Raw genomic sequence first — 22904 nt, 5'->3', positions numbered from 1 at the left:
CAAGCACGACAGCGGTGCTGCGAGTCATGAACGAGCGCGCGGTCTTCGGTGAGATCTTCAAGCTGGGAAAGGTCTCGCGGCCCGAGCTCGCGCAGGCCACGGGGCTGTCCAAGCCGACCATCTCCATGGCCCTGGCCGATCTCGAACGGGCGGGCCTGGTGCGCGCGATCGGCCTGCGCACCGGCAACGCCGGGCGCGCGGCGCTGCTGTACGAGATCAGGCCCCAGGCGGGCTGGGTCCTCGCGGTCGACGTGGGCAGGGAGTTCGTCCGGCTGGCGCTCGCCGACCTCGTGGGCGACATCGCCGCACGCAGGGACGAGCACCGCAAGGGCGGCGAGACCCCCGGCGAACTGGTGGCCCGGCTCGGCGAGCTCACCCGCGAGCTGGCCGAGGAGGCGGGCGCGGCAGTGGCCGACATCACGCTGACGGTCTTCGGCACGCCCGGCATCCACGACAAGGAGACCAGCTCCCTCCAGCTCGCCCCGAACCTCCCCGGCTGGGAGCGGCCGGGAGCCGTCGAGCTGCTCGGCGGCGTGGCCGCCGACGCGCCGTACGTCGTCGAGAACGACGTCGACCTCGCCGCCGTGGGGGAGGGCGCCTACGGCCTCGGCCAGGGCGTCGACCACTTCGCTCTGGTCTGGATCGGCACCGGCATCGGCATGGGCGTCGTCATCGACGGCAAGCTCTACCGGGGCGCCCAGGGGGCCGCTGGGGAGATCTCCTACCTCCCGGTGGGCGAGGGCGACCCGCTGGTCAACCGTGGGCGGGGCATGCTGGAGTCCGTGGCCTCGGCCGACGGGGTGGTGGCGCTCGCCACCCGGCTCGGCATGCGCGGCGTGGCCAGCGCCAAGGACGTCTTCGACGCCGCCCGCACCGGCGACCCGCTCGCGTGCGAGGTCGTCGCCACCGAGGCCGACCACATCGCGCACGCCCTGGCGGGAGTGATCGCCGTGCTCGACCCCGAGCTGGTCGTGCTGGGCGGGGGCATCGGAGTGCAGGCCGGTGACCTGCTGATCGGCCCGGTCACCGAGTGCCTGCGCGGCCTCGTGGCGCTGCGCGTGCCGATGATCAAGGCCTCCACGCTGGGCACGGAGGCGGTGCTGCTCGGCGCGCTGGCGGTGGGCCTGACGACGGCCCGCGACCTGGTCTTCGAGCGCGCCGTCGCGCAGGTTCCGCCCGGCTAGGCCGCACGACTCTCGTCCGGTATGTGAGACCCTGTGTTCGAGTACCGAGACGGAACGGTAGGGTACGAGCATGCGGGATTCTCACAACATCCGTCTGGCGGTCATCCCGGGTGACGGCATCGGCAGTGAAGTGGTCGCCGAGGGGCTGAAGGTCCTCGACGCGGTCGGCCTGAAGGTGGAGACCACCACCTACGACCTCGGCGCCGAACGCTACCACGCCACCGGCGAGACCCTCCCCGACGAGACGCTCGCCGAGCTGCGCGGGTACGACGCGATCCTGCTGGGCGCGGTCGGCGACCCGAGCGTGCCGCCCGGCGTGCTCGAGCGCGACCTGCTGCTCAAGCTCCGCTTCGAGCTCGACCACTACGTCAACCTGCGCCCGGTCAAGCTCTTCCCCAGCGTGGAGACCCCGCTCGCCAAGTCCCGCCCCGAGGACATCGACATGATCGTCGTCCGCGAGGGCACCGAGGGGCCGTACGCCGGAGCCGGCGGCGTCATGCGCCGGGGCACCTCGCACGAGATCGCCACCCAGGAGAGCCTCAACACCGCCTTCGGCGTCGAGCGCGTCGTGCGCTTCGCCTTCGAGAAGGCCATGACCAGGCCCCGCAGGAAGCTCACGCTGGTCCACAAGACCAACGTGCTCACCTACGCCGGCGATCTGTGGGCGCGCGTCGTCGAGCGGGTCTCAGCCGAGTATCCCGAGGTCACCACCGACTACTGCCACGTCGACGCGGCCTCGATGTTCTTCGTCACCCAGCCGCAGCGCTTCGACGTGATCGTCACCGACAACCTCTTCGGCGACATCCTGACCGACCTCGGCGCGGCCATCGCCGGCGGCATCGGCCTCGCCGCCAGCGGCAACGTCAACCCGTCGGCTCCCGGGTCCGCCTCCTGGGCCCCCAGCATGTTCGAGCCCGTGCACGGCAGCGCCCCCGACATCGCCGGTCAGGGCAAGGCCGACCCGACCGCCACGATCCTTTCCGTCGCCATGCTCCTCGACCACCTCGGTTTCGCGGACGACGCGGCCCGGGTCGAGCAGGCCGTCGCCGACGACCTCGTCGAGCGCCAGGTGGCCTGGGTCTCCCGCACCACCAGGGAGATCGGCGACGACATCACCGCACGAGTAGCCGGCTGAGGGGCTACCCGACGCCGGCAGACGCGCATGGTGGCCCCGCACGGGCCGCCATGCGCTTTTTCGTGTTCAGCGCCCAAGCGCCATGCACAGCCTGGACGACACACTCCCGTATGTCCGGATGATGCAGTAGTTTCCCGTTACCTGGTCCGTCGCAGAATGGATGCAGGCGCGACCGACAGAGAAGAGAAGGATCTTCGACATGACCACCGCTCAACAGCTCAGCTTCGACGTGCAGCTCTCCGACGCCGCTCGCACTCCGGCCGAGCGTGAGCGGGTACTGGCGGATCCGGGGTTCGGGCAGACGTTCACGGATCACATGATCTCGATCGACTACACCGAGGGGCAGGGCTGGCACGACGCCCGCCTCATGCCGTACGGACCGCTGACGCTCGACCCGGCCACCTCGGTCTTCCACTACGCGCAGGAGCTCTTCGAGGGGCTCAAGGCCTACCGGCAGGCGGGCGGCTCGATCGCGAGCTTCCGCCCGTTCGCCAACGCGGCCCGCTTCAACAGGTCCGCCGACCGCATGGCGATGCCCGAGCTGCCCGAGGAGACGTTCGTCGAGTCGCTGGAGCTGCTCGTCCAGACCGACCGCGACTGGGTGCCCACCACCGAGGGTCACAGCCTCTACCTGCGTCCTTTCATGATCGCGACGCAGCCGGCGCTGGGCGTCAACTACCCGTCCAGGACCTACAAGTACATGGTGATCGCCTCACCCGCGGCGGCGTACTTCTCGGGTGGCGTCAAGCCGGTCTCGGTCTGGCTCTCCCAGGACTACACGCGCGCCGCGCCCGGCGGCACCGGCTTCGCCAAGTGCGGCGGCAACTACGCCGCGGCCTTCGTCGCGCAGCGGCAGGCCGTCGCGCAGGGGTGCGACCAGGTCGTGTGGCTGGACGCGTTCGAGCACCGCTACGTCGAGGAGATGGGCGGGATGAACCTGTTCTTCGTCTTCGGCGACCGCCTGGTCACCCCCGACCTGACCGGCACGCTGCTCCCCGGCGTCACCCGCGACTCGCTGCTCACCCTGGCCGCCGACCTCGGCATCGCCGCCGAGGAGCGCAAGATCTCCATCGAGGAGTGGCGCGCGGCGTGCGAGTCGGGCGAGCTGACGGAGGTCTTCGCCTGCGGTACGGCCGCGGTGATCACCCCCGTCGGTTCGGTGAAGGGCGTGGAGGGCGGCTGGACGATCGGCGACGGCACCCCCGGCGAGCTGACGCTGCGACTTCGCGACGAGCTCATGGGCATCCAGTACGGCACCCGCCCCGACCCCCACGACTGGGTCCGCAAGATCTGCTGACCGCGGCACGCGAGAGCCCGGCCGAGCTCCGGCCGGGCTCATCCACGCATGGCTTACCAGGCTTGAGCGCGCCAACCGAGTGGACACATACAGAAGCACTCGCGCCGCGACCCGAGTGGGGCCTGGGAGAGTACATACGGTGACTCTTTGGATTTTTGGCTTTAGGGCTGAGACAATTCGCGGCAGTTAGATACGCGATCTCACCAGTAAAATGCGAATTGGCGACTCCGGGCCAGGGTAGTCGGCGTCGGAGGCCAGGAGCTTGCTGCCGCCGAGTGTGAATGGCGGCCCGGGATTCCGGTGTGGGCGAGGTCGGGTCAGGCTGCGCGCGCCGCTCCCCGCCACTTTCACTTTATATCAGACTCGCGCGTCTCATGAGGCGCCAGAAAGTGCTTCATACTTGCCCGTTGCCGAACCGACCCCGACGAACGATGGAGCAACGGAATTGGGCTACGTGCTGGGTTTCGAGGAGATCGACTCGACGAATATCGCAGACGTCGGCGGAAAGGGGATGCACCTGGGCGAGCTCTCGCGAATCAATGGCATCCGCGTGCCGGACGGCTTCTGCGTCACGACAGACGCCTTCCAGCGGGTCGCGGCCGAGGCGCCGTCGATCGACGCTCAGCTTGACCTGCTGTCGCGCGTGAAACCGGACGACCGCGCGGCGATCCGCACCCTGAGCGCCGATATCCGCCGCGTCGTCGAAGGCGTCGCGGTTCCCGACGATCTTGTGGCGGCGATCAGCGAATCGCTCGCCCGGCTCGGGGAGCAAGCCTCCTACGCGGTGCGTTCCAGCGCGACGGCCGAGGACCTGCCGACCGCATCCTTCGCCGGCCAGCAGGACTCGTACCTGAACATCGTGGGCCTACCGGCGATCCTTCGGCACGTCCGAAGGTGCTGGGCCTCGCTGTTCACCGAGCGGGCAGTGACCTACCGGCGCCGTAATGGCTTTGACCACCGCAAGGTACGGATGGCCGTGGTCGTACAGCAGATGGTGTTCCCGGACGCGGCCGGGATCCTCTTCACCGCGGACCCCGTGACCTCGAACCGGAAAATCGCCACTGTGGAAGCCGGTTGGGGGCTCGGCGAGGCGCTTGTCTCCGGTCTGGTCGCCGGGGACGTCTACACGGTGCGCGACGATCAGGTCGTCACCACAGCGGTCGCCACCAAGCCGCGGTTCGTCCAGGCGTCGCCGGGAGGCGGTACCCAGGACGCACCAATCGAACCGCGGCGGCAGACGCAGCCGGCTCTGACGGATGCACAAGTCGTGCGCCTGGTGCAGCTGGGCCGGCGCATCGAAGCGCACTTCGGCAGGCCCCAGGACATCGAATGGTGCCTGGTCGGCGATGACTTCCACATCGTCCAGAGCCGGCCGATCACCACCCTGTTCCCCGTCCCCAGGACCGATGACCAAGAGAACCATGTCTACGTCTCCGTCGGTCACCAGCAGATGATGACCGACGCGATGAAGCCGCTGGGACTCTCCCTGTGGCAGCTGACGACCCCACGGCCGATGCACGAGGCGGGCGGACGGTTGTTCGTCGACGTAGCCCCCGCCCTGGTGACGCCCGCGGGTCGCGCGAACCTCCTCGGGACCCTGGGGAAGTCCGACCCGCTGATTCGGGACGCGCTACAGACCGTCCTCGACCGCGGCGACTTCATCCGCTCGCTTCCGGACGAAGATTCCATCGCCGCACCCGCCGGTGACTCACCCGCCCCGATCGAGACCGATCCGGCCGTCGTCACCCAGCTGATCCGACACAGTCAGGCGTCCGTCGCCACCCTGCAGAGCGAGATCCAGACTTTGTCCGGGCCGGCGCTGCTCGACTTCATCCTGGCCGACATCGCAGAGCTGAAGCGCATCCTGTTCGATCCGCAGAGCCTCCAGGTGATCATGGCGGCGATGGAGGCGACCTGGTGGCTCAATGACCACCTCGAGGAGTGGCTGGGCGAGAAGAACGCGGCCGACGCGCTCACGCAATCCGTCCCCCACAACGTCACGTCGGAGATGGGGCTGGCGCTCCTCGACGTCGCGGACACAATCCGACCGCACGCGGACGTCGTGACGTTCTTGCACCGCGTCGTGGACGAAGGCCGGGAGGGCGACGGCTTCCTGAACGAGCTGGCCGGGCTGGCCGGCGGACGGGAAGCACATGACGCCATCCGGGGCTACCTCGACGAGTACGGCATGCGCTGCGCAGGCGAGATCGACATCACCAGAACGCGCTGGAGCGAGCATCCCGCCACGCTAGTGCCCACCATCCTCGGCAACATCAAGAACTTCGAGCCGGGCGCCGGCAAACGACACTTCGAACAAGGACGCCTGGCGTCACGACGGAAAGAACAGGAACTTCTGACGCGATTGCGCGCCCTACACCACGGGGAGCAGAAGGCCGAGGAGACCAAGCGGATGATCGACCGCGTCCGCACCTTCGCCGGATACCGGGAGTACCCCAAGTACGGCATGGTCAGCCGCTACTTCGCCTACAAGCAGGCCTTGCTGCGGGAAGTCGATCGCCTCGTCCGCTCCGGCACCTGCGCGAGAAAGAAGACATCTTTTTCCTCCGGTTCCCGGAGTTGCAAGAAGTCGTGCGCACCAACGACGTGGACGCCGAACTCATTCTGGAAAGGCGGGAGGCGTTCCGGTCGTACGAGGCGCTCACACCGCCCCGGGTCCTCACATCGGACGGCGAGGCCATCACCGGCCAGTATCGGCGTGACGACGCCCCGCCCGGCGCGCTGGCCGGCCTCCCGGTCTCGGCCGGAACCGTCGAGGGCCGTGCCCGTGTCGTCATGGACATGGCGCAGGCCGACCTTGAGGCGGGCGACATCCTGGTCACCGCCTACACCGACCCCAGCTGGACCCCCCTGTTCGTCACCGTCGCCGGACTGGTGACGGAGGTAGGCGGCCTTATGACGCACGGGGCGGTGATCGCGCGGGAGTACGGCTTGCCGGCCGTTGTGGGTGTTGAGCAGGCCACCCGGCTGATCAGGGACGGGCAGCGGATCCGCGTTCACGGAACCGACGGGTACGTCCAGATCCTCGCCTGAACCGTCGCCTCGGACCCGGGACTCCAGCACTCGAGGTGGGCCAGTCTCGGGAAAACGCTGGTCATCATGTCTCTCCTTGGGTGACGAGGGTGTGGGGGCGAACAAGTGTGTCCGTTTTGGGCAGCAAGAGCGGGGTGGCGAGCAGGAGAACGCCGGAGATGGTGATCGCGGCGAGAGGGCTGGTGAGTGCGGCGAGGATGCCCCAGATCACCATGAGGGTGGCCTGCACGAGTTTGCTGCTGACACTCCATGCGCTGAGGACTTGGGCAACATGATCCGCGGGAGTCCGTTGCAGGCGTTCTGTGGCGTAGATCGGGTTGAAGATGCCCATGCATATGATCAGCAGGCCCTCAATGATGATCACGGTGAGGAGTCCGGTGATGCCGGGATGGATGAACGCGAGACCGAGCGGGAAGAGCGATCGCAGCCAGCCGGAGACGGTCATGACCCGGTGCCGGCCGTAACGCTTCACGAGGCGTGCGGAGAGGCGGGCGCCCACGAAGCCGCCGAGTGCCGGGATGCCGAAGGCAAGCCCATATTGCGAGGCCGAGAAGTGGTATTCGCCCAGCAGGAGGACGGCCAGGAGCGGGACGGTGGCCATGATCAGGCCGCCGACCAGGATCGAGTTGAGGAACAGGCACCGTAGTGCGCGGTCGTGGAGGATGAACCGCCAGCCACCAAGAAGGTCGGCTCCGCGCAACCTGGTGGCCGGGTCGCGGGGTGCCGCGACGTCGCCTCCGCGGATGCGGAGGACCGCGAGCGCGGATAGCAGGTAGCTGAGGGCGTCGGCCATGATAGTGATGACCGGGCCGAGCAGCCCGATGAGCGCGCCGCCGAGGGGCGGTCCGGCCGCGGTCGCCACCCAGCTCGTGCCCTCGAATCTCCCGTTCGCGGTAAGGAGGTGATCGCTGCGGACGAGGTATTTCAGGTACGCGCCGGACGCGGCGGTGAAGGCGATGCTCGCGGTTCCGGAGATGACCGAGACGACCAGCAGCTGGCCGTAGGACAGCAAGCCGAGGAAGTACGCGACCGGAACACTCGCCATCGCGAGGAACCGGGCCAGGTCCATCGCGATCATCACCGGACGCTTGGACCGGTGCTCGACCCACGGCCCGAGCGGGAACGCCATGATCGCCGCGACGGCCAGCCCGGCTGCCTCCAGAAGCGAAACCGCGAATGCCGACGAGTGCAGCACTCGAACCGCGATGAGCGGGAACGCTCCGAAGGCGATCCACGTGCCGTACGTGCTGACGGCGTAGGCCGACCACAGCCAGCCGAAACCGGACCCCAATTTCACGCGCACATGACTCCTCTGCAACAACCGATATTTGGGTCCCTGAATCACATCGGCTACAGGAGAGCGGGATCAAACAACTGCCTTTCGGCGAGCCACAACGATCGGTTGGGCGGGCATAAGCTGCACCAATGGATACCGAGGCAGTGCGATCGTTCGTCCGGGCGGCCGAGCTCGGACAGTTGCGACACGCGGCCGACGAGCTGGGCGTGACACAGCAGGCGGTCTCGAAGCGGATCGCCGCCCTAGAGCGCGAGCTGGAGGTCCGCCTGTTCACCCGTACCGCCCGAGGGGTCGAACTGACGCTCGACGGCCAGGCGTTCCTCCCACACGCACGGAGTGTCGTCGCGGGTGTTGATCGCGCCGTCACCGCGGTCAGGCCGGGCTCGCGGGCCCTTCGGATCGACGTTCTAGGCCTGCGAAGCGCGCAGGCCGTCGTTCTGCACGACTATTGGCGGTCGCATCCCCAAACTGACCTCGACGTGGTGATCCTCAGGGTCAACGACCCTCACGTGGCGGCCGCCGCCGTCCAGGCAGGCGATATCGACGCCTCGTTCCGCACCGTAACCGATCCGGCCACGCTGCCGCGCGACGTGCAAATGATCCACGCCTTCGACTCCCCGCTGGAACTCCTCGTCGGCCCCAGGCATCCGCTTGCCTCCGCACGAACACTGACACCACCCCAGCTGCGCAAGCTTCGGATCTGGGTGCCGGGTATCGTGCCCCGAAGCGAATGGGCAGAGTTCTACGATCAGCTCGCCACCGCCTTCGACCTCCGCATCGACGCGGCAGGCCCGAACTTCGGTAACGAGGTACTCCTCGACGCCCTCGCGGACTCCGCCGACCTGGCCACCCTCGTCGGCGCGCGCGACCGGTACATCTGGCCGACGAACTACGACCTACGCCGCATCCCGATCGTGAACCCGACGCTCGCCTACCCGCTCTCCCTCATGTTCCCCAGAACGAATCCGCACCCGGGACTTCGGGCGATCATCAACCACTTCGCAAGCCTGACACCGCTCCCCGAGACGGCCTGGCTCCCGTCCTGGGCAACAACAGGCGGGTTTGCGTAACGTGGTTTCGCCATTACGTAAAGTGATGGAAAGGGGTTACGGTCCGCCCGGAATTCGTCAATGTTTGCGGATGAAGGTCAGGCCGTCGGCGATGGGGAGGAGGGTGCTGGTCACGCGGGTGTCCCTCATGACCAGATCGTTGAAGTCGCGCATCGTCGCGGCCTCGCCGTCGGTGTAGTCGGCCACGCTGCCGTGGCGCAGGGTGTTGTCCATGAGGATGATGCCGCCGGGGGCCAGGCGGGACATGATCGCCTCGTAGTAGACGGGGTAGCCGGCCTTGTCCGCGTCGATGAAGGCCAGGTCCACCTCGGGCCGTACGGGGAACCGCTGGAGCGTCTCGGCGGCGGGGCCGAGCCGCAGCTCGATGAGGCCTGCGACGCCGGCCTTCTCCCAGTACTTGCGGGCGATCGAGGTCCACTCGTCGCTCACGTCGAAGCAGGTCAGCCTGCCGTCGGCGGCCAGCCCCCGGGCGATGCAGATCGAGGAGTAGCCGGTGAACGTGCCGATCTCCACGACGTTACGGGCCCCGCTGATCTGGGTGATCATCGTCAGGAAGGTGCCCTGCTCAGGCGATATCTGCATGCCGGCACTGTCGCCGGTGGCCGTGAGCGTCTCCTCGGCCAGCTCTTTGAGGACCTCGTCGGGCGGGGTCGTGTGCCCGGCGATGTACTCGGCGACGTCGGCGTTGATGAACGAGAATGCCTTCATGCGGGCCATTCTCCGCCCTCCGGCGCCCTTGGCACGGCGAACCGCGCGGGCGTGGCTACTTCACGACATCAGCCCTCGCAGGTCCCGGATGCTGAGATCGATGTGCCACATGGTGGCGAGGTGTGGCACACTTCGTAGCACCATGTTCTACGGTCTGCTCATTATCAGCAGGCGCGCTGGCTGAAAAGGGACACCGCCAGCGCGCAGACCTCTCACGTCCGTGAGGGGTCTTTTTGTTTGGGCCAGGTTCCGGCCTTAGGCGGAAACCGCGCGCGGCGAACGAAAAGCACCCCCTCGAAGGAGACGAAACCATGGCCGACGACCGCTTCCACGTGTACGACACGACGCTGCGCGACGGCGCGCAACAGGAGGGGCTCTCCCTCACCGTCGCCGACAAGCTCGCCGTCGCACGCCATCTGGACGGCCTGGGCGTGGGCTTCATCGAGGGCGGCTGGCCCGGCGCCAACCCCAAGGACACCGAGTTCTTCCGGCGGGCTCAAACAGAGCTCGACCTGAAGCACGCGCAGCTCGCCGCGTTCGGCGCGACCCGCCGAGCCGGTGTGAAGGCGGCCGACGACCCGTTGGTGGCCGCGCTGCGCGAATCCGGCGCGCCGGTCGTGACCCTTGTCGCCAAGAGTCACGACCGGCACGTGGAGCTGGCCCTCCGTACGACTCTCCAGGAGAACCTCGCGATGATCCGCGACACGGTTTCTCACCTTCGTGCGGAGGGACAGCGGGTCTTCCTCGACGCCGAGCACTTCTTCGACGGCTACAAGTCCAATCCAGCGTACGCGCTGGAGGTCCTGCGCACCGCCGCCGAGGCCGGGGCGTCCGTCGTCGCCCTGTGCGACACCAACGGCGGCATGCTGCCGGACGAGCTGGCCGACGTCGTGCACGAGGCGGTCGGCACCGGCGCCCGCGTCGGCATCCACTGCCACGACGACACCGGCTGCGCCGTCGCCAACTCCCTCGCCGCGGTCAAGGCCGGCGCCACCCACGTGCAGGGCTGCGCCAACGGGTACGGCGAGCGGTCGGGCAACGCCAACCTCTTCACCGTCGTGGCCAACCTCCAGCTCAAGCGGGGCTTCGACCTGGTGCCGGCGGATTCGCTGGCCGACATGACCCGCATCGCGCACGCGATCACCGAGGTCACCAACGTCACGCCGAACTCCCACCAGCCGTACGTCGGCGTCTCGGCCTTCGCGCACAAGGCCGGCCTGCACGCCAGCGCGATCAAGGTCGACCCGAACCTTTACCAGCACATCGACCCGGCCCAGGTCGGCAACGACATGCGCATGCTCGTCTCCGACATGGCCGGCCGCGCGTCCGTGGAGCTGAAGGGCAAGGAACTCGGGTACGACCTCACCTCCGGCCAGTCCCGCGAGCTGGTCGACCGGGTGAAGGACCTGGAGTCCAAGGGTCACACCTTCGAGGCCGCCGACGCCTCGTTCGAACTGCTGCTCCGCGACACGGTCACGGGGGAGCGCAGGCGCCACTTCACCGTCGAGTCCTGGCGGGTCATCGTCGAGCGGCGGCCCGGCGGCGACGTCGTCAGCGAGGCGACCGTGAAGCTCCACGCCAAGGGCGAGCGCATCGTCGCCACCGGCGAGGGCAACGGCCCGGTCAACGCGCTCGACCGCGCCGTACGCCTCGGCCTGGAGAAGCTCTACCCCGAGCTGGCCGAGGTCGAGCTGATCGACTTCAAGGTCCGCATACTTGAGGGCACCCACGGCACCGACGCCGTCACCCGGGTCCTCATCACCTCCAGCGACGCGAGCGGGGAGTGGGCCACCGTGGGCGTCGACGAGAACATCATCGAGGCGTCCTGGCAGGCCCTGGAGCAGGCGGTCACGTACGGCCTCCTGCGCGCGGGCCACACCGCCTGACGACCCCGCCTGGCCACCCCGCCTGGCCACCCCGCCTGACCACGACGCCCAGATCGCGCACCGACCTGACCGCACCGACCTGACCGCACCGCCCTGCGCCATGATCACCCGTCGCGCAGGGCGGCCAGCTCGCGCCATTCGCGCAGCGGAAGGCCGGCGGAGCCGGGGGTGAGGACCTGCAGGCACACGTGGTCGGCCCCGGCGTCGAAGTGCTCGCGCACGCGTTCGGCGATGACCTTCATGTCGCCGTAGGCGACGATCGCGTCCACCAGCCGGTCGCTGACGCCTCCGGTCATGTCGGCGTCGCCGAACCCGAGCCTGCGCAGGCTCGCCTGCTGGTGCGGCGCCGCTGCGGCGTAGAAGGCGACGTGCTCCGTGGCGACCTCGCGGGCCCTCGTGAGGTCGGTGTCCAGCACCACGGCCTGCTCGACCGCGAGGAAGGCGTCCGGGCCCATGATCTCCCGGGCCCGCCGGGTGTGCTCCACGGGCACGAAGTACGGGTGCGCGCCCCACGTACGCGCGGCGGCGAGCTCCAGCATCTTGGGGCCGAGCGCGGCCAGCACCCGCTGCGGCGGCGCCGCCGGTGCCGCGGAGCTGAGCGGGATCGCGTCCATGGCGTCGAGGTAGGCGTTCATGGTCTGTACGGCCCGGCCACGGCTGGGGATGCTGTAGCCGTCCATCTGGATCGGGGTGTCGCTGATCCGGTGCCCGCCGAGCCCGAGCAGGAACCGGCCGGGGAACGCCTCGTTGATCGACCTCTCGCCGGCGGCCATGGTGATCGGGTCCCGGTAGGCGATGTTGGCGATGCCCGCGGCGACGACCAGCCGCTCGGTGGCCGACAGCAGCAGCCACGACTGGCTGGTGCTGTCGCGGCCGAACCCTTCGCCGAACCACAGGGCTCGGTACCCCAGCTCCTCGATCTCCGCCGCGGCCTCGCGCACCCTGGTCGCGGGCTGTTCCTCGAAGGCGAAGGTCCAGATGCCCACGCGTCCGAGGTCGAGCCGTCCGTCGTTCATGTCTGAAAGCTCCCACCCGAACATAATCCGGAGAGGTTCTCCGGATAGCTTCGGCCTATAATACGGAGAACTTCTCCGCTTGCAACACCTCTGGAGCACTCGATGGGAACGCGGCCTCTGCGAGCCGACGCGCGGCGCAACCGCGATCACCTGGTCACGGTCGCCACCTCGGTGTTCGCCGAAGAGGGGCCCGAGGCGTCCCTGAACGAGATCGCCCGCCGGGCCGGGGTCGGCTCCGGGACGCTCTACCGCCACTTCCCGACGCGGCAGGAGCTGCTGGTCGCCGTGTTCAAGGACAGGGTGACGACGCTGTGCGCCAAGGCGGAGACGCTGGCGGCGGGGTCCCCGCCCGGGGAGGCGCTGACCGGGTGGCTGCACGCCCTGCTCGCCCACGCCCTCACCGACCGGGGGCTCGGGACCACGATGATGAGCGCCGGGCCCGTGTCGGGCTTCGACTGCTCGGCGCTGATGCGCTCGGCGGCGGACGGCCTGCTCACCACCGCCAGGGACGCCGGAGCCGTACGTCCCGACCTCGAACTGGACGACCTCTTCGAGCTCGTCACCGGCCTGGCCCTGGCCACCGGCGACCTCGGCCGAGCCACCCGCCTGCTCTCCCTCGCCTTGGACGGCCTGCGCAACCCCGCCCGTTCGTCTCCTTGATCTCGCCGTGGCACTCACATGGGCCCGAGCCTCCGCCGTCCTTCCCGACCGTGACGTGGATGCCACGACCCCCGGGGGAGCCCGGCCCACAGGCCGCCTCAAACCCCGAGGCCGCGACGCTTACGACCCCCGGCTCCCCGCCTGGAGCCCCGAGGGCATGACGCTCGGCACCCCGCCTGGAAGCCCGGGGCCGCGAGGCTTACCGCCTCTGGCTCTCGGAGGCGGCCTCCGCCGGAAGACCGGCGAGGTGCCCGGCCGCGCCCGGCATGTCGGCGGAGACGACGACGCCATCGCATCGGACGATGCGGTAGCGGGGCCTTCGCGGATCCGCGACGTAGACCGTCGCGACCAGAGCCCGCCCGGCGTACACGTCCATGTGCGGAGCCAGCAGAACCGTCCTGCTGAACCGGGTCCTGGGCCCCTTCAGGGTGAGGCGGATCCGGTCCAAGGGCCGGCATCGGAAGCCCGGCAGGATGTCGCTCAGCTCGGCGAGTGCGAGGCGGTACGCGCCCGCCTTGGCCGGGAAGACGCTGCCGGCCGGCGGCTCGTCCCGGATCACCATCCGCGACCGCCTAAGGCTTCGCCGGTCAGAGGTCTCCAGTCCGCTCGGTGTTCGGGAAAAACCCTACCTCCGTCGCGCGTGGAGAGTCGGCATTTCCCGAACGCGACGCACCGGTCGTGTTGAGCTCGGGCCGTGGGGGCGGTGCCTCCGGGATCCTTGGTCACCAGTTGCCGCCGGAAGCTCAGTGCTACCACCTCCAGTGTGCGATCAAGGAGCCCGCCAGGTGTCCACGCCTCGGCGGGCTCCACTTGTTGGGTGACGTTGCGCTATCGAGCAAGCGCATCGCGTAGGGCCTTTGTGTCATGCTGGAGGTGATCAGACCTGATTCCAAGGGCAGCGTTTTGGCCGAATCCGCTGGCCAAGCGCGACCAAAACGAGGAGCCGGTATGCCTCGCACCCCCGATCCGGTAGACCCTGCGGCATCCCCTGGCATCTCTTCGGAGCCGGCCTGCGGCATTGGCGGGAACAACGCGGTCTGACGCTTCAACAGGCAGGAGCGAAAGCCCTGGGCGACTGGTCCAATCTGGCCCGATGGGAACGAGGGGAACGCAGACCCCCGGCCGATGCCGTCGAGCGACTGGACGCCGCATTCGAGGCGGGCGGATTCCTGGTGGCTCTATACGCCACGACGACCACCTCGGGTCGACCGGCTTCGTCCGTGAGTCGCGGCACTGGTGGGCGTGCGCGCGCCGTGCCGCTGAGCAGACGGACGACCAAGATCTACGAGCCTGGCGTACGCATCCGAAGCGGTCCAAGCACTGCATGAAAATCGGCCAGTGGCGTTGGTGCTGTCTCGCGCCAATATGGCACTGGAGCTCAGCCAGGGGAGGCCATGTGTGGCCACGGTGCAGGCTCTCGGCGCCCGGTCGCACGTGTTGACCTTGGCGGGCGAGGTGGGTCAGGCATACGCCGCATTGCACGAGCAAGCGCGGGCGTTTGACCGGCTCCCCGATCGAATCACCTCGGATCTGTTGTCGGCCGGAGGATGGCCGGTGTTCAGGCTGCTGTACTGCCGCTCCCTGGTTTACACCCTGGCTGGTCATACGGATGCCGACCAGGCGCAGAGGGAGGCGATCTCCTCCTATCCGTCAGCGCGGGTACGCCAGCGTGCGCAGGTAGAGCTACACCGCGCCCATACCGAGGTGCAGCAAGGTCACATAGACGATGGGCTCGGCCACGCCCGCGAGGTTCTTGCCAGGGTCGGTGCGGCGAACATGACTCGATTCGTCCTTCATGTGGCGGCCGGGGTGGCCGACGCGGTGCCAGTGGCAGAGCGTTCGCGGCCTTCAATGATCGAATACCGGCAACAAATCGCGTTGACAGCAGGTGGAGGAACCTGATGGGGACCGCGTTCGAGCACAAGCATGACGGTGACGCAGCTGAGGTTCTGAACGACGAGTACGTGGACGCCTACCTCCAGATCAGGGAGGAACCGCCGTACAACTCCAATCTGAACTCTTCCAGGGAGCGATGCCTGGAGCGCACTCGCCGCCAGGTGGACACGCCTGGCTTCCATTTGGTGTCGGCCCGAGATGACGACGGCAGACTGATCGGTTGGGCTTTCGGCCTTCCGTTTGCCGCTGGCCGATGGTGGGGCGGAGAGAGCACACCCGCCCCGGAGGAAGTGCTCCAGGCCGAAAAATTCGCGGTCATCGAACTCAATGTGGTCAAGGAGCACCGGGGCAACGGGTACGGCCGCCGATTGCTGGAGGAACTGGTGAGGTGCCCCGAACCTTCCGGACTCGGACCCAAGCAGGGTCAGAGGTATTCCGGGAAGGAAGCACGTGGCGAAGAAGCCGAGAATATATCCGCCCGAGTCTCAGCGCGGGCCGAGCAGCGATGATAGGGCCACGGGCACGGCTTCCTCCGAAGATCGAACGGCGTCAGATACCGCCGATCTTCAGGAGCCGTGCCCTTTCTCGCACTCGAATTTGGCCGGTCATTACCGGCTACGAACGCCCGCTTATGGCTTCACATGCCGAGCACAGCGGAATCAAACCAGGTCAAACCCTCAACATGCCGGGGCCGTGGGGCAACCGTGGGATGAGCTTCGGGTGTCGCAGACCGATCGCAGCGATCCGAAGCCTCCTGCCCGCCTGAATATCCGAACTCCGTAAAGGCCCTAGAACGGCCTGACCGGAGTGCACTCCAGCTGTATCTCAGCCAGCATGTCCTTCGAGCGGGATTCGTTCCTGAAGAAGACGGACAGCTGCTGCCGGTATTCCTTCATCGGGTAGGGCGGAGTCCCCGACCAGGTGTAGTAGCCGGTTATCACCGCGGTCGTGTACCACGGGTGGGTGTCGGGGCACTTGAGGAACAGGTTGGTGCTGGTCTGTGGTTCTAGGATCTTGCTGGTCCTGATGGTGACGGTCGCTGGTAGCTGGTCCGCGGCCGAGGCCGGGAGCGCCGGGACAAGGAGCCCACCAGCCAGGGCTGCGGCGACCGCCACACCGGTGATTCCGCGTGTTCTCATGACCTTCTCCTTCACTTCCTTGCCCGAGGGCGGGGAAAGTCGTGCCGGAACAGCGTGAACGGGCGAAGCCGCAGGTTCCCGCGCCGTCGTGTCCGGTCACCGGCCAACACGGTTTCTCCCCCAGGGGATCTTCCAGAGAAGTCTTCTCACACGATCTTGGGTGCGACTTGCACCCTGCTTGGACGCCGGTCCAAATAGGGCGGTGGCGGTGGGGGTGGGAGTGGGGAGCGGCAGGGGTCGCGTCCGCTGAGCGGGGAAAGCCATCAACCCGCAGCGTGGGTTCCATTGACCCATGATTGGGACAGTGCCTTCCCTGCGGATCGATTGCGAATTCGGCAGTACGTTGAGCAGCTCAAACCTAAGAAATCTAGATGAACCGGGTGCCGGTGTTGATCTGCATCAGGTCGCTCCATTGAAGGAATGAATGTGAAGAGACTGATTGTCCGGGTCTGGCGGCTTTTGCAGGGGCCGCTTCAGTGGTGGGTTCTGTGGATCCGGCACGCCAAGTTCATGGTCGGCGTCACCGGGGTCGTGAGGGACGTCGACGGCAACGTGCTTCTGCTCAAGCACCGGTTCTGGCCGGAGGGGCGGCAGTGGGGGCTGCCGAGCGGGTACGCGAACAAGGGCGAGACCTTCGAGGACACGATCGTCCGCGAGGTCCGCGAAGAGGCGGGTTTGCGCGTCCGTGTCGGACGGCTCTCCTACCTCAAAAGCGGCTTCAAGCTGCGAGTGGAAGTGGCGTACGAGGCGGAGGCGACCGGCGGAACGATCACCATCGACTCCTTCGAAATCCTGGAGGCGCGCTGGTTCTCACCGGACGACCTTCCAGAAGACATCCAGGAGTCCCATCGCCTCCTGATCCACGGCAAGCCGGATTAGCAAGAGCCAGTGTGCAACCTTCAACGAACTTCTCCGACGCCGCGCGAGATCGGTCTTCCTGCGCCTTCACGCGACGTCATCTAGATTGCTTCGCATGGATGACGGGCAGCCGATCGACTATGGCGCCGTTCGCCGCCGGTTCCCATTGGCCGGCCTGGTGAACACGGGGCAGCATGATCTCTCCGCGCGATACAGAGAGATCATGGCTGCGCCGCGATGGGGCCCCAGTTCGTGCTACGAGAGGTTTCCGGAGGCGGCTCGGAAGGAGGTTTCGCCGTCGGAGGTTTTGACCTTGACGCGGGTGCCGGAGCAGGTGATGTCAGGCTTGTCCGTACCCGGGACGACGACGGTGAGCAGGGAGCCCGTGGCGGGGGAGACCACCACTGAGGCGGGCACCTTCTTCATGTAGGACGGCGACACCCAGCCCTGGTACGGGTTCGTCTGCCCGCGCACGACCGACTGGCCGGAGATCGGCTTGCACGACGGCATGGCGAGCTGGACGAGCGTGGCCTTCCACCCGGACTTGTCCTTCACCACGATCTGGCCGCCGCTGGTGGACACCGGGGTGAGCGCCGGGTCGAGGTGCCAGTAGCTGCGGGCCTGCGCGCCGGACGGCACGGTGTCGAGCACCGCCATCAGGTCGTCGCCGTGGTTGACCAGCACCGATCGGGTGCGGCTCACGCCGTAGGCCTTGTCGGTGAGTTTGTACGACTGCCGGTCGCCCTTGATCGAGGAGTTGACCAGCGGAGTGGCCGTACGCCCCCGGAACGGCTTGCCCACCACGACCGGCACGTTGTGCGCCTCGGGGGACATCGTCCAGTAGCGGTAGGAGGTCTTCTCGTAGGAGTGGAAACCGGCCTCCACCAGCACGTCATGGCCCTGCGCGTAGTAGGTCACGCCCATGTGGTCCTCGTGCCCGTGGAACTTCAGGGCCGGGCCGAACCGGATCGAGTAGTACGCCGACTCGGGCTTGTCCCACGCCGTACGGCCGAAGGCGTAGCCGGCCTTGAACACCTGCACGGTCTTCTTCGAGTGCTTGTAGCCCGAGGGCTTGACGTCGGCGCCGCCGTCGCCGATCGGCACCATGAAGCCGTTCGGCCCGGTGGCGTGGGTGATGTACGCCTCCAGCGACTCCCAGCGCTTCTCGATCTCGGACGGAATCTTGCGCCCGCAGTCGGTGATGGCCTCCATCCCGACCTTCAGCCGCTCGTGGACGTAGACGCCGTAGCGCGGAGCCTGCTCCTGGAGCGCGCCCTGCGAGTCGATGTCCAGCTTCACCGATCCGGTCATGCGCCGGATGGCGAGGTCGGTCCATTCCTTGTGCCCGGTGCGGCAGCCGATGCGCAGCAGCGCGATGTCCTGGTCCATGCCGTGGTTGTGGCCCTTCTCGTACAGGGCCGGGTTCGACAGCATCTTGGCGTGGTCGGCGAGGCTGCCGGTGAGCCACGACGCCTTGACGTGCCTGCTCAGGCACACGAGCACGGGGGCGCGCAGCGCGATGGGGTGCTCGGCCCAGGCGTACTGGCTGGCGCGGGAGCTGCCGCGCGGGTTGCTCTCCACCCAGCTCTTGACCAGCTCGGTGGCGCGCTTGAGGTAGCTCTCCTCCCCGGAGGTCTCGTAGTCGGCGACGAGCCTGCCGACCCAGCGCAGCGAGGAGAAGACCATGTCCCAGGAGCGGTTCTTGTACGGGCTCCAGCGCCAGTCGATCGTCTTGCCGATCTTGACGGGCGGCAGGTCGAGGAACTGCACCTCGCCCGACATGACCTGGGCGGAGGTCGGCGTGGCGGGTAGCCAGTCGCCCTGGCACTCCGCGCTGGGCTTCACGGCCACCAGCGTGTCGAGGGCGGCGGCCGGTGCCGCCTGGGAGATCCCGCCGCCGGTCAGGAGGAGGGTGAGGAGAAGACCGAGAGCTCGTGTGCGGCGGCGCACGCCAGTTCCTTCCGTGACCATAGTGGGGGCGGATCATGCTGACCGAATCCCACCAAATAGGTCAAGTCGCACGGGGCTCATCGGTCACATCGTTAACAACCAGATGCCGGAGCCCCAGGTAATTCCCAGATTCCGGGGCGCCCGCACGCCTCCGGCTGACGGCTTCCGTACGCCCCCCGCCGACGGGCAGTCGTACGCCTCCGGCCGCGAGGCGCGCGACCGGAGGCGTACGAGGGAAGGTCACATGGAGTGGGCGCGGGCCTGCCTCGGGAGGCGGAACCCGAGCGCGAAGGCGAGCGCGATCAGGCCGATGGTGACCAGCGAGGTCGACTCGGCGGCGCCGAGGGCGTCGCGCACGGTGTGGTGGGCCTGCGTGCCGAGGACCGCGAAGAAGATCGTGCCGATCACGGCGACGCCCAGCGACATGCCGAGCTGCTGGACGGCCTGCAGGGCGCTGGAGGCCGAGCCCACCTCGTGGTCGGCGACGTCGCCGAGGATGATGTCGAAGAGCGGCACGAAGATCATGCCCATGCCGACGCCGCCGATCAGCAGCGGGACGATGAAGTCGGTGCTGCCGATGCCCGCGCCCGACTGCCTGAGCACCACGCAGAGGACGGCCAGCCCGATGCCCATGCCGGCCAGGCCGAGGTGCAGCAGCCTGCGGCCGAGCTTGGCCATCAGCGCGCCGCTGACGCCGGATCCGATCATCGCGCCCAGCGCCCACGGCATCGTGGTCAGGCTGGCCCTCAGGGGCGTGTAACCCAGGCCGACCTGCATGAAGACGCCGAGGGTGAGCATGGTGCCGCCCATCGCGCCGGTGAACACGATCGCGAACAGCACGCCCGAGACGTACGAGCGCCTGGCGAACACGCTCGGCTCGACCAGCGGGGTCGCCCCCGCGCGCTTGCGGCGGAGCTGGTGCCACCCGAACAGCACGAGCACGGGGATCGAGCACGCCAGCATGACGAAGATCCAGACCGGCCAGTCCAGCTCACGCCCCTGGACCAGCGGGAAGATCAGCATGAACGTGCCCGCCGCCGCGAGGACCACGCCCAGCGTGTCGAGGCGCGCGGAGCGGACCGCGGGAGGCGTGGCCGGCAGGAAGCGAGCCGCGACCACGAGGACGAACCCGCCGATGGGCGCGTTGACCAGGAAGATCATGCGCCAGCCGGTGCCGAGCAGGTCGGCGTCGATCAGCACGCCGCCGACGATGGGCCCGAGCACCGCCGACAGGCCCATGATCGGCCCGAAGGCGGTCCACGCCTTCTTCATCTCGGCGGGCGGGAACAGGTCGCGGATGAGGCCGAAACCCTGCGGCAGCATCACGGCGCCGAACGCGCCCTGCAGTCCCCGTGCGGCGAGCAGCATCTCGGGCGAGACCGACACGGCGCAGATCATCGAGGCGAGGGTGAACCCGCCGACGCCGACCAGCAGCATGCGCTTGCGGCCGAACATGTCGCCGAGCCGCCCGCCGATGAGCAGCATGACCGCCAGCGCCATGGTGTAACCCGCGGCCATCCACTGCACGGTGGCGTACGAGCCGCCGAGGTCCTCGCGGATCGCCGGCGCGGCGGTGTTGATCACGGTCGAGTCGAGAAGGTCCATCACGCTCGAGGCCATCACGGCCGAGAAGGCGAGCCAGCGCCACCGGTACGGGGACGCCGCTCCGGCCGCGGGAGGGGCTTCGAGTATTGCGGTCATCAGGGTCTCCTGAGTACGACGACGATGAGACCACGCTAGGGTCGATAGCGGCCACTTTCTGACCTGAATGACGAGCACCCTGAAGATATGGCGAACACGAGCTCACGAACGCTGCGGCTGCTCTCCCTGCTCCAGACACACCGCTACTGGCCGGGCACTGAGCTGGCCGAAAGGCTGGAGGTCTCCGTCCGCACCCTGCGCCGCGACGTCGACCGGCTCCGCGAGCTCGGCTACCCGGTGGAGGCCAATCGCGGCGTCGACGGGGGCTACCAGCTCGCCGCGGGGGCCGCGCTGCCGCCGCTGCTGGTCGACGACGAGGAGGCGGTCGCGCTGGCCATCGGCCTCCGGCTGGCCGCCCAGGGAGCGGTCGCCGGCATCGAGGAGTCCTCGGTACGCGCGCTGACGAAGATCGTCCAGGTCATGCCGCCCCGCCTGCGAAGGCGCATCGAGGCGCTGCGCGCCGCCACCGTGCCCACGGTCTGGGGCGCGGGGCCGACCGTCGACGCCGGGGTGCTCACCGCCGTCGCGCAGGCCTGCCGGGACGAGGAACGGCTGCGCTTCTCCTACAACGCGCGCGGGGGAGAGCTGACCGACCGCCATGTCGAGCCGCACCGGCTGGTCTCGCTCGGCCGCAGGTGGTACCTGGTCGCCTACGACCTGACCCGCCACGACTGGCGCAGCTTCCGGCTCGACCGGCTCGGCGACCCGCGCAGCACCGCCGAGCGGTTCCGCCCGCGCGAGCTGCCCGCCGAGGACGCCGCGACGTTCGTACGGGCCGGCATCGACAACATCGTCCCGCCGCTCGCCGTCGAGGCGGTGGTGCACGCGCCCGCCGCGACCGTGCGCGTCGCCGTCGGCCAGTGGGCGACGGTCGAGGAGATCGACGACGGGCGGTGCCGGCTGCGCATGACGTCCGACACGCTCGACTGGCCGGCGATGGCGCTGGGCGTGGTGGGCGCGGAGTTCGAGGTGATCCACCCGCCCGAGCTGGTCGACCACCTCCGCGACTGGGCCGGCCGCTTCACCCGCGCCACCGGCACATGATCGCCCGGTCCACCCATGTCGCCGGGCCCGCGTCACGTTCGCCCGTGGGCAGGTGCGGGAGGGCTGAGAGGCGCTACTTCTTGTGACCCGCGCTCTGCACGACCTCGAAGGACCACAGCTCGGACCCCGTCGCGGCCGGGCCTTGCCCGTGGCCGTGCCCCTGGGCCGCCGCCTGGCCGTGCCCGTGGCCCTCGCCCTGCCCCTGCGCCTCGGCCTCGGCCCTCGCCCGCGCGTGGCCGGCCTGGAACGCCTGGCTCTCCTGCCAGCGCTGGAAGTCCTCCTCGCTGCGCCAGCGCGTGTACACGAGATAGCGGTCGGTGCCCTCGACCGGCCTGAGCAGCTCGAACCACTCGAAGCCGTCGGACGACTCCACCATCCCTGCGCGGTTGCCGAACCGGCTTTCAAGCGCCTCGCGCATCTCGGCCGGGACGGTCAGCGCGTTGATCTTCACCACGGACATGTCCACTCCTCGTCAGGCGTGCTCGTACCCCTCGCCGGGCCGTCCTGGACGGTACCGAGCCCGGTAACGCCACCCTACGATCACCGGCCCCCGCCCGTACGGCTCCCGCCTCTTCCGCCGCCGATGCCGCGCATAAGCTGGGAGAACACCGTCTAGGTATCCCGGAGGGCGATGGCCATGAAGAAGGGCATCCATCCCGATTACCACCCGGTCGTCTTCCGCGACCCGAGCGCGAACTTCGCCATTCTCACCCGGTCGACCATCCGGAGTGACAAGACCGTCGAGTGGTCGGACGGCAAGGTGTACCCCGTCGTCGACGTGGACGTCTCCTCGGCGAGCCACCCGTTCTATACCGGCCGCAGCCGCGTGATGGACACCGCCGGCCGGGTGGAGCGCTTCAGGCAGCGGTACGCCGGGCGCCGCGGCCAGGCGGACACCGTAGGCCAGGCGGGCACCCAAGGTCAGGAGAACGCCGAAGGCCGGGCGGGCGCCGAGGAGACGACGACTCCTGAGCCGGAGGGACACGCCGAGGGCTGACGTCCGGCCACGCTG

Annotated in this window: 21 protein-coding genes and 2 pseudogenes; 15 read left to right on the top strand and 8 right to left on the bottom strand. The window is 68.5% G+C overall.

Annotated elements, in window-relative coordinates:
- Window positions 1–26: 26 nt before the first annotated feature.
- The 6 genes and pseudogenes from OG589_RS29895 to OG589_RS29870 form a co-directional block, all read left to right on the top strand.
- Window positions 27–152: pseudogene (locus OG589_RS29895) on the top strand (sugar kinase); the annotation flags it as partial.
- A gap of 99 nt (window positions 153–251) precedes the next feature.
- The gene (locus tag OG589_RS29890; RefSeq protein ID WP_405152155.1) at window positions 252–1184 is read left to right on the top strand and encodes an ROK family protein; all 933 of its coding nucleotides are present in this window, start codon (window positions 252–254) and stop codon (window positions 1182–1184) included.
- Window positions 1185–1254: 70 nt separating this feature from the next.
- A complete protein-coding gene (locus tag OG589_RS29885) occupies window positions 1255–2319 on the top strand; it encodes a 3-isopropylmalate dehydrogenase (protein ID WP_405141177.1) in 1065 nt (354 codons plus the stop codon).
- Window positions 2320–2518: 199 nt separating this feature from the next.
- Window positions 2519–3616: a branched-chain amino acid aminotransferase gene (locus OG589_RS29880; protein ID WP_405141175.1), complete on the top strand. Its 1098-nt coding sequence runs from the start codon at window positions 2519–2521 to the stop codon at window positions 3614–3616.
- Window positions 3617–4070: 454 nt separating this feature from the next.
- Window positions 4071–6512 carry a rifamycin-inactivating phosphotransferase gene (rph, locus tag OG589_RS29875; RefSeq protein WP_405152154.1) on the top strand — a complete coding sequence of 814 codons (2442 nt, stop codon included), beginning with the start codon at window positions 4071–4073 and terminating at the stop codon, window positions 6510–6512.
- Window positions 6410–6667: a PEP-utilizing enzyme gene (locus OG589_RS29870; RefSeq protein WP_405141173.1), complete on the top strand. Its 258-nt coding sequence runs from the start codon at window positions 6410–6412 to the stop codon at window positions 6665–6667. Before rph ends, OG589_RS29870 begins: the two co-directional genes overlap by 103 nt.
- Before the next feature lie 64 nt (window positions 6668–6731).
- On the opposite strand, the gene OG589_RS29865 is transcribed toward OG589_RS29870, so the two are convergent.
- Window positions 6732–7964: an MFS transporter gene (locus OG589_RS29865; RefSeq protein WP_405141171.1), complete on the bottom strand. Its 1233-nt coding sequence runs from the start codon at window positions 7962–7964 to the stop codon at window positions 6732–6734.
- A 128-nt stretch (window positions 7965–8092) separates the two neighbouring features.
- Between OG589_RS29865 and OG589_RS29860 the strand changes: the two genes are divergently transcribed.
- A complete protein-coding gene (locus OG589_RS29860) occupies window positions 8093–9034 on the top strand; it encodes a LysR family transcriptional regulator (RefSeq protein WP_405141169.1) in 942 nt (313 codons plus the stop codon).
- 57 nt (window positions 9035–9091) lie between these two features.
- Here the strand turns inward: OG589_RS29860 and OG589_RS29855 are convergent, their stop codons facing one another.
- Window positions 9092–9742, bottom strand: coding sequence for an O-methyltransferase (locus tag OG589_RS29855; RefSeq protein WP_405141167.1), 651 nt, complete (start codon window positions 9740–9742; stop codon window positions 9092–9094).
- A 311-nt stretch (window positions 9743–10053) separates the two neighbouring features.
- Here OG589_RS29855 and cimA point away from each other — a divergent pair, with 311 nt between their 5' ends.
- Window positions 10054–11628, top strand: coding sequence for a citramalate synthase (gene cimA, locus OG589_RS29850; protein ID WP_405141165.1), 1575 nt, complete (start codon window positions 10054–10056; stop codon window positions 11626–11628).
- A gap of 104 nt (window positions 11629–11732) precedes the next feature.
- On the opposite strand, the gene OG589_RS29845 is transcribed toward cimA, so the two are convergent.
- Window positions 11733–12644 carry a TIGR03620 family F420-dependent LLM class oxidoreductase gene (locus tag OG589_RS29845; protein WP_405141163.1) on the bottom strand — a complete coding sequence of 304 codons (912 nt, stop codon included), beginning with the start codon at window positions 12642–12644 and terminating at the stop codon, window positions 11733–11735.
- Between the two features lie 102 nt (window positions 12645–12746).
- Here OG589_RS29845 and OG589_RS29840 point away from each other — a divergent pair, with 102 nt between their 5' ends.
- On the top strand, window positions 12747–13304 hold the full coding sequence (locus tag OG589_RS29840) for a TetR/AcrR family transcriptional regulator (RefSeq protein WP_405141161.1): 558 nt from the start codon (window positions 12747–12749) through the stop codon (window positions 13302–13304).
- A gap of 199 nt (window positions 13305–13503) precedes the next feature.
- On the opposite strand, the gene OG589_RS29835 is transcribed toward OG589_RS29840, so the two are convergent.
- Window positions 13504–13866, bottom strand: a complete 363-nt coding sequence (locus OG589_RS29835; RefSeq protein WP_405141159.1) for a hypothetical protein — start codon at window positions 13864–13866, stop codon at window positions 13504–13506.
- 349 nt (window positions 13867–14215) lie between these two features.
- Here OG589_RS29835 and OG589_RS29830 point away from each other — a divergent pair, with 349 nt between their 5' ends.
- The 3 genes from OG589_RS29830 (at window position 14216) to OG589_RS29820 (ending at window position 15709) form a co-directional block, all read left to right on the top strand.
- Window positions 14216–14632 (top strand): helix-turn-helix domain-containing protein, encoded by a 417-nt coding sequence (locus tag OG589_RS29830; protein ID WP_405152153.1) that lies wholly within the window; start codon window positions 14216–14218, stop codon window positions 14630–14632.
- A 70-nt stretch (window positions 14633–14702) separates the two neighbouring features.
- Window positions 14703–15206 carry a hypothetical protein gene (locus OG589_RS29825; RefSeq protein WP_405141157.1) on the top strand — a complete coding sequence of 168 codons (504 nt, stop codon included), beginning with the start codon at window positions 14703–14705 and terminating at the stop codon, window positions 15204–15206.
- Window positions 15206–15709: a GNAT family N-acetyltransferase gene (locus OG589_RS29820; protein ID WP_405141155.1), complete on the top strand. Its 504-nt coding sequence runs from the start codon at window positions 15206–15208 to the stop codon at window positions 15707–15709. The genes OG589_RS29825 and OG589_RS29820 overlap by 1 nt, the downstream gene beginning before the upstream one ends.
- A gap of 279 nt (window positions 15710–15988) precedes the next feature.
- On the opposite strand, the gene OG589_RS29815 is transcribed toward OG589_RS29820, so the two are convergent.
- Window positions 15989–16339 (bottom strand): hypothetical protein, encoded by a 351-nt coding sequence (locus OG589_RS29815; protein WP_405141154.1) that lies wholly within the window; start codon window positions 16337–16339, stop codon window positions 15989–15991.
- Window positions 16340–16759: 420 nt separating this feature from the next.
- Here OG589_RS29815 and OG589_RS29810 point away from each other — a divergent pair, with 420 nt between their 5' ends.
- Window positions 16760–17218 carry an NUDIX domain-containing protein gene (locus tag OG589_RS29810; protein WP_405141153.1) on the top strand — a complete coding sequence of 153 codons (459 nt, stop codon included), beginning with the start codon at window positions 16760–16762 and terminating at the stop codon, window positions 17216–17218.
- Between the two features lie 234 nt (window positions 17219–17452).
- On the opposite strand, the gene OG589_RS29805 is transcribed toward OG589_RS29810, so the two are convergent.
- Together OG589_RS29805 and OG589_RS29800 are read right to left on the bottom strand one after the other, a co-directional pair.
- Window positions 17453–19147: a heparinase II/III family protein gene (locus OG589_RS29805; RefSeq protein ID WP_405141151.1), complete on the bottom strand. Its 1695-nt coding sequence runs from the start codon at window positions 19145–19147 to the stop codon at window positions 17453–17455.
- A 240-nt stretch (window positions 19148–19387) separates the two neighbouring features.
- Window positions 19388–20848 (bottom strand): DHA2 family efflux MFS transporter permease subunit, encoded by a 1461-nt coding sequence (locus tag OG589_RS29800; protein ID WP_405141150.1) that lies wholly within the window; start codon window positions 20846–20848, stop codon window positions 19388–19390.
- A gap of 87 nt (window positions 20849–20935) precedes the next feature.
- On the opposite strand from OG589_RS29800, the gene OG589_RS29795 reads away from it, so the two are divergent.
- Complete coding sequence (locus OG589_RS29795; protein ID WP_405141148.1) at window positions 20936–21892, top strand: helix-turn-helix transcriptional regulator; 957 nt, start codon at window positions 20936–20938, stop codon at window positions 21890–21892.
- A 73-nt stretch (window positions 21893–21965) separates the two neighbouring features.
- Here OG589_RS29795 and OG589_RS29790 read toward each other — a convergent pair whose 3' ends face one another.
- The gene (locus OG589_RS29790) at window positions 21966–22352 is read right to left on the bottom strand and encodes an antibiotic biosynthesis monooxygenase family protein (protein ID WP_405141146.1); all 387 of its coding nucleotides are present in this window, start codon (window positions 22350–22352) and stop codon (window positions 21966–21968) included.
- A gap of 177 nt (window positions 22353–22529) precedes the next feature.
- Here OG589_RS29790 and OG589_RS29785 point away from each other — a divergent pair.
- Window positions 22530–22772 (top strand): annotated as a pseudogene (locus OG589_RS29785) (type B 50S ribosomal protein L31); the annotation flags it as partial.
- Window positions 22773–22904 lie beyond the last annotated feature (132 nt).

This window comes from Sphaerisporangium sp. NBC_01403 (genome assembly GCF_045040145.1).
GTDB lineage: Bacteria > Actinomycetota > Actinomycetes > Streptosporangiales > Streptosporangiaceae > Sphaerisporangium > Sphaerisporangium viridialbum.
Note: the sequence above shows the minus strand (reverse complement) of the source record. Positions and strands in the feature narration are given on the sequence as shown.

Excerpts from the sequence above, each read along its gene's own strand:
- OG589_RS29835 (WP_405141159.1), bottom strand. The coding sequence starts at position 13,866 with ATGGTGATCCGGGACGAGCCGCCGGCCGGCAGCGTCTTCCCGGCCAAG.
- OG589_RS29820 (WP_405141155.1), top strand. The coding sequence starts at position 15,206 with ATGGGGACCGCGTTCGAGCACAAGCATGACGGTGACGCAGCTGAGGTT.
- OG589_RS29795 (WP_405141148.1), top strand. The coding sequence starts at position 20,936 with ATGGCGAACACGAGCTCACGAACGCTGCGGCTGCTCTCCCTGCTCCAG.
- OG589_RS29860 (WP_405141169.1), top strand. The coding sequence starts at position 8,093 with ATGGATACCGAGGCAGTGCGATCGTTCGTCCGGGCGGCCGAGCTCGGA.
- OG589_RS29840 (WP_405141161.1), top strand. The coding sequence starts at position 12,747 with ATGGGAACGCGGCCTCTGCGAGCCGACGCGCGGCGCAACCGCGATCAC.
- cimA (WP_405141165.1), top strand. The coding sequence starts at position 10,054 with ATGGCCGACGACCGCTTCCACGTGTACGACACGACGCTGCGCGACGGC.
- OG589_RS29790 (WP_405141146.1), bottom strand. The coding sequence starts at position 22,352 with ATGTCCGTGGTGAAGATCAACGCGCTGACCGTCCCGGCCGAGATGCGC.
- OG589_RS29885 (WP_405141177.1), top strand. The coding sequence starts at position 1,255 with ATGCGGGATTCTCACAACATCCGTCTGGCGGTCATCCCGGGTGACGGC.
- OG589_RS29880 (WP_405141175.1), top strand. The coding sequence starts at position 2,519 with ATGACCACCGCTCAACAGCTCAGCTTCGACGTGCAGCTCTCCGACGCC.
- OG589_RS29815 (WP_405141154.1), bottom strand. The coding sequence starts at position 16,339 with ATGAGAACACGCGGAATCACCGGTGTGGCGGTCGCCGCAGCCCTGGCT.
- OG589_RS29870 (WP_405141173.1), top strand. The coding sequence starts at position 6,410 with ATGGACATGGCGCAGGCCGACCTTGAGGCGGGCGACATCCTGGTCACC.
- OG589_RS29845 (WP_405141163.1), bottom strand. The coding sequence starts at position 12,644 with ATGAACGACGGACGGCTCGACCTCGGACGCGTGGGCATCTGGACCTTC.
- OG589_RS29855 (WP_405141167.1), bottom strand. The coding sequence starts at position 9,742 with ATGAAGGCATTCTCGTTCATCAACGCCGACGTCGCCGAGTACATCGCC.
- OG589_RS29810 (WP_405141153.1), top strand. The coding sequence starts at position 16,760 with ATGAATGTGAAGAGACTGATTGTCCGGGTCTGGCGGCTTTTGCAGGGG.
- OG589_RS29800 (WP_405141150.1), bottom strand. The coding sequence starts at position 20,848 with ATGACCGCAATACTCGAAGCCCCTCCCGCGGCCGGAGCGGCGTCCCCG.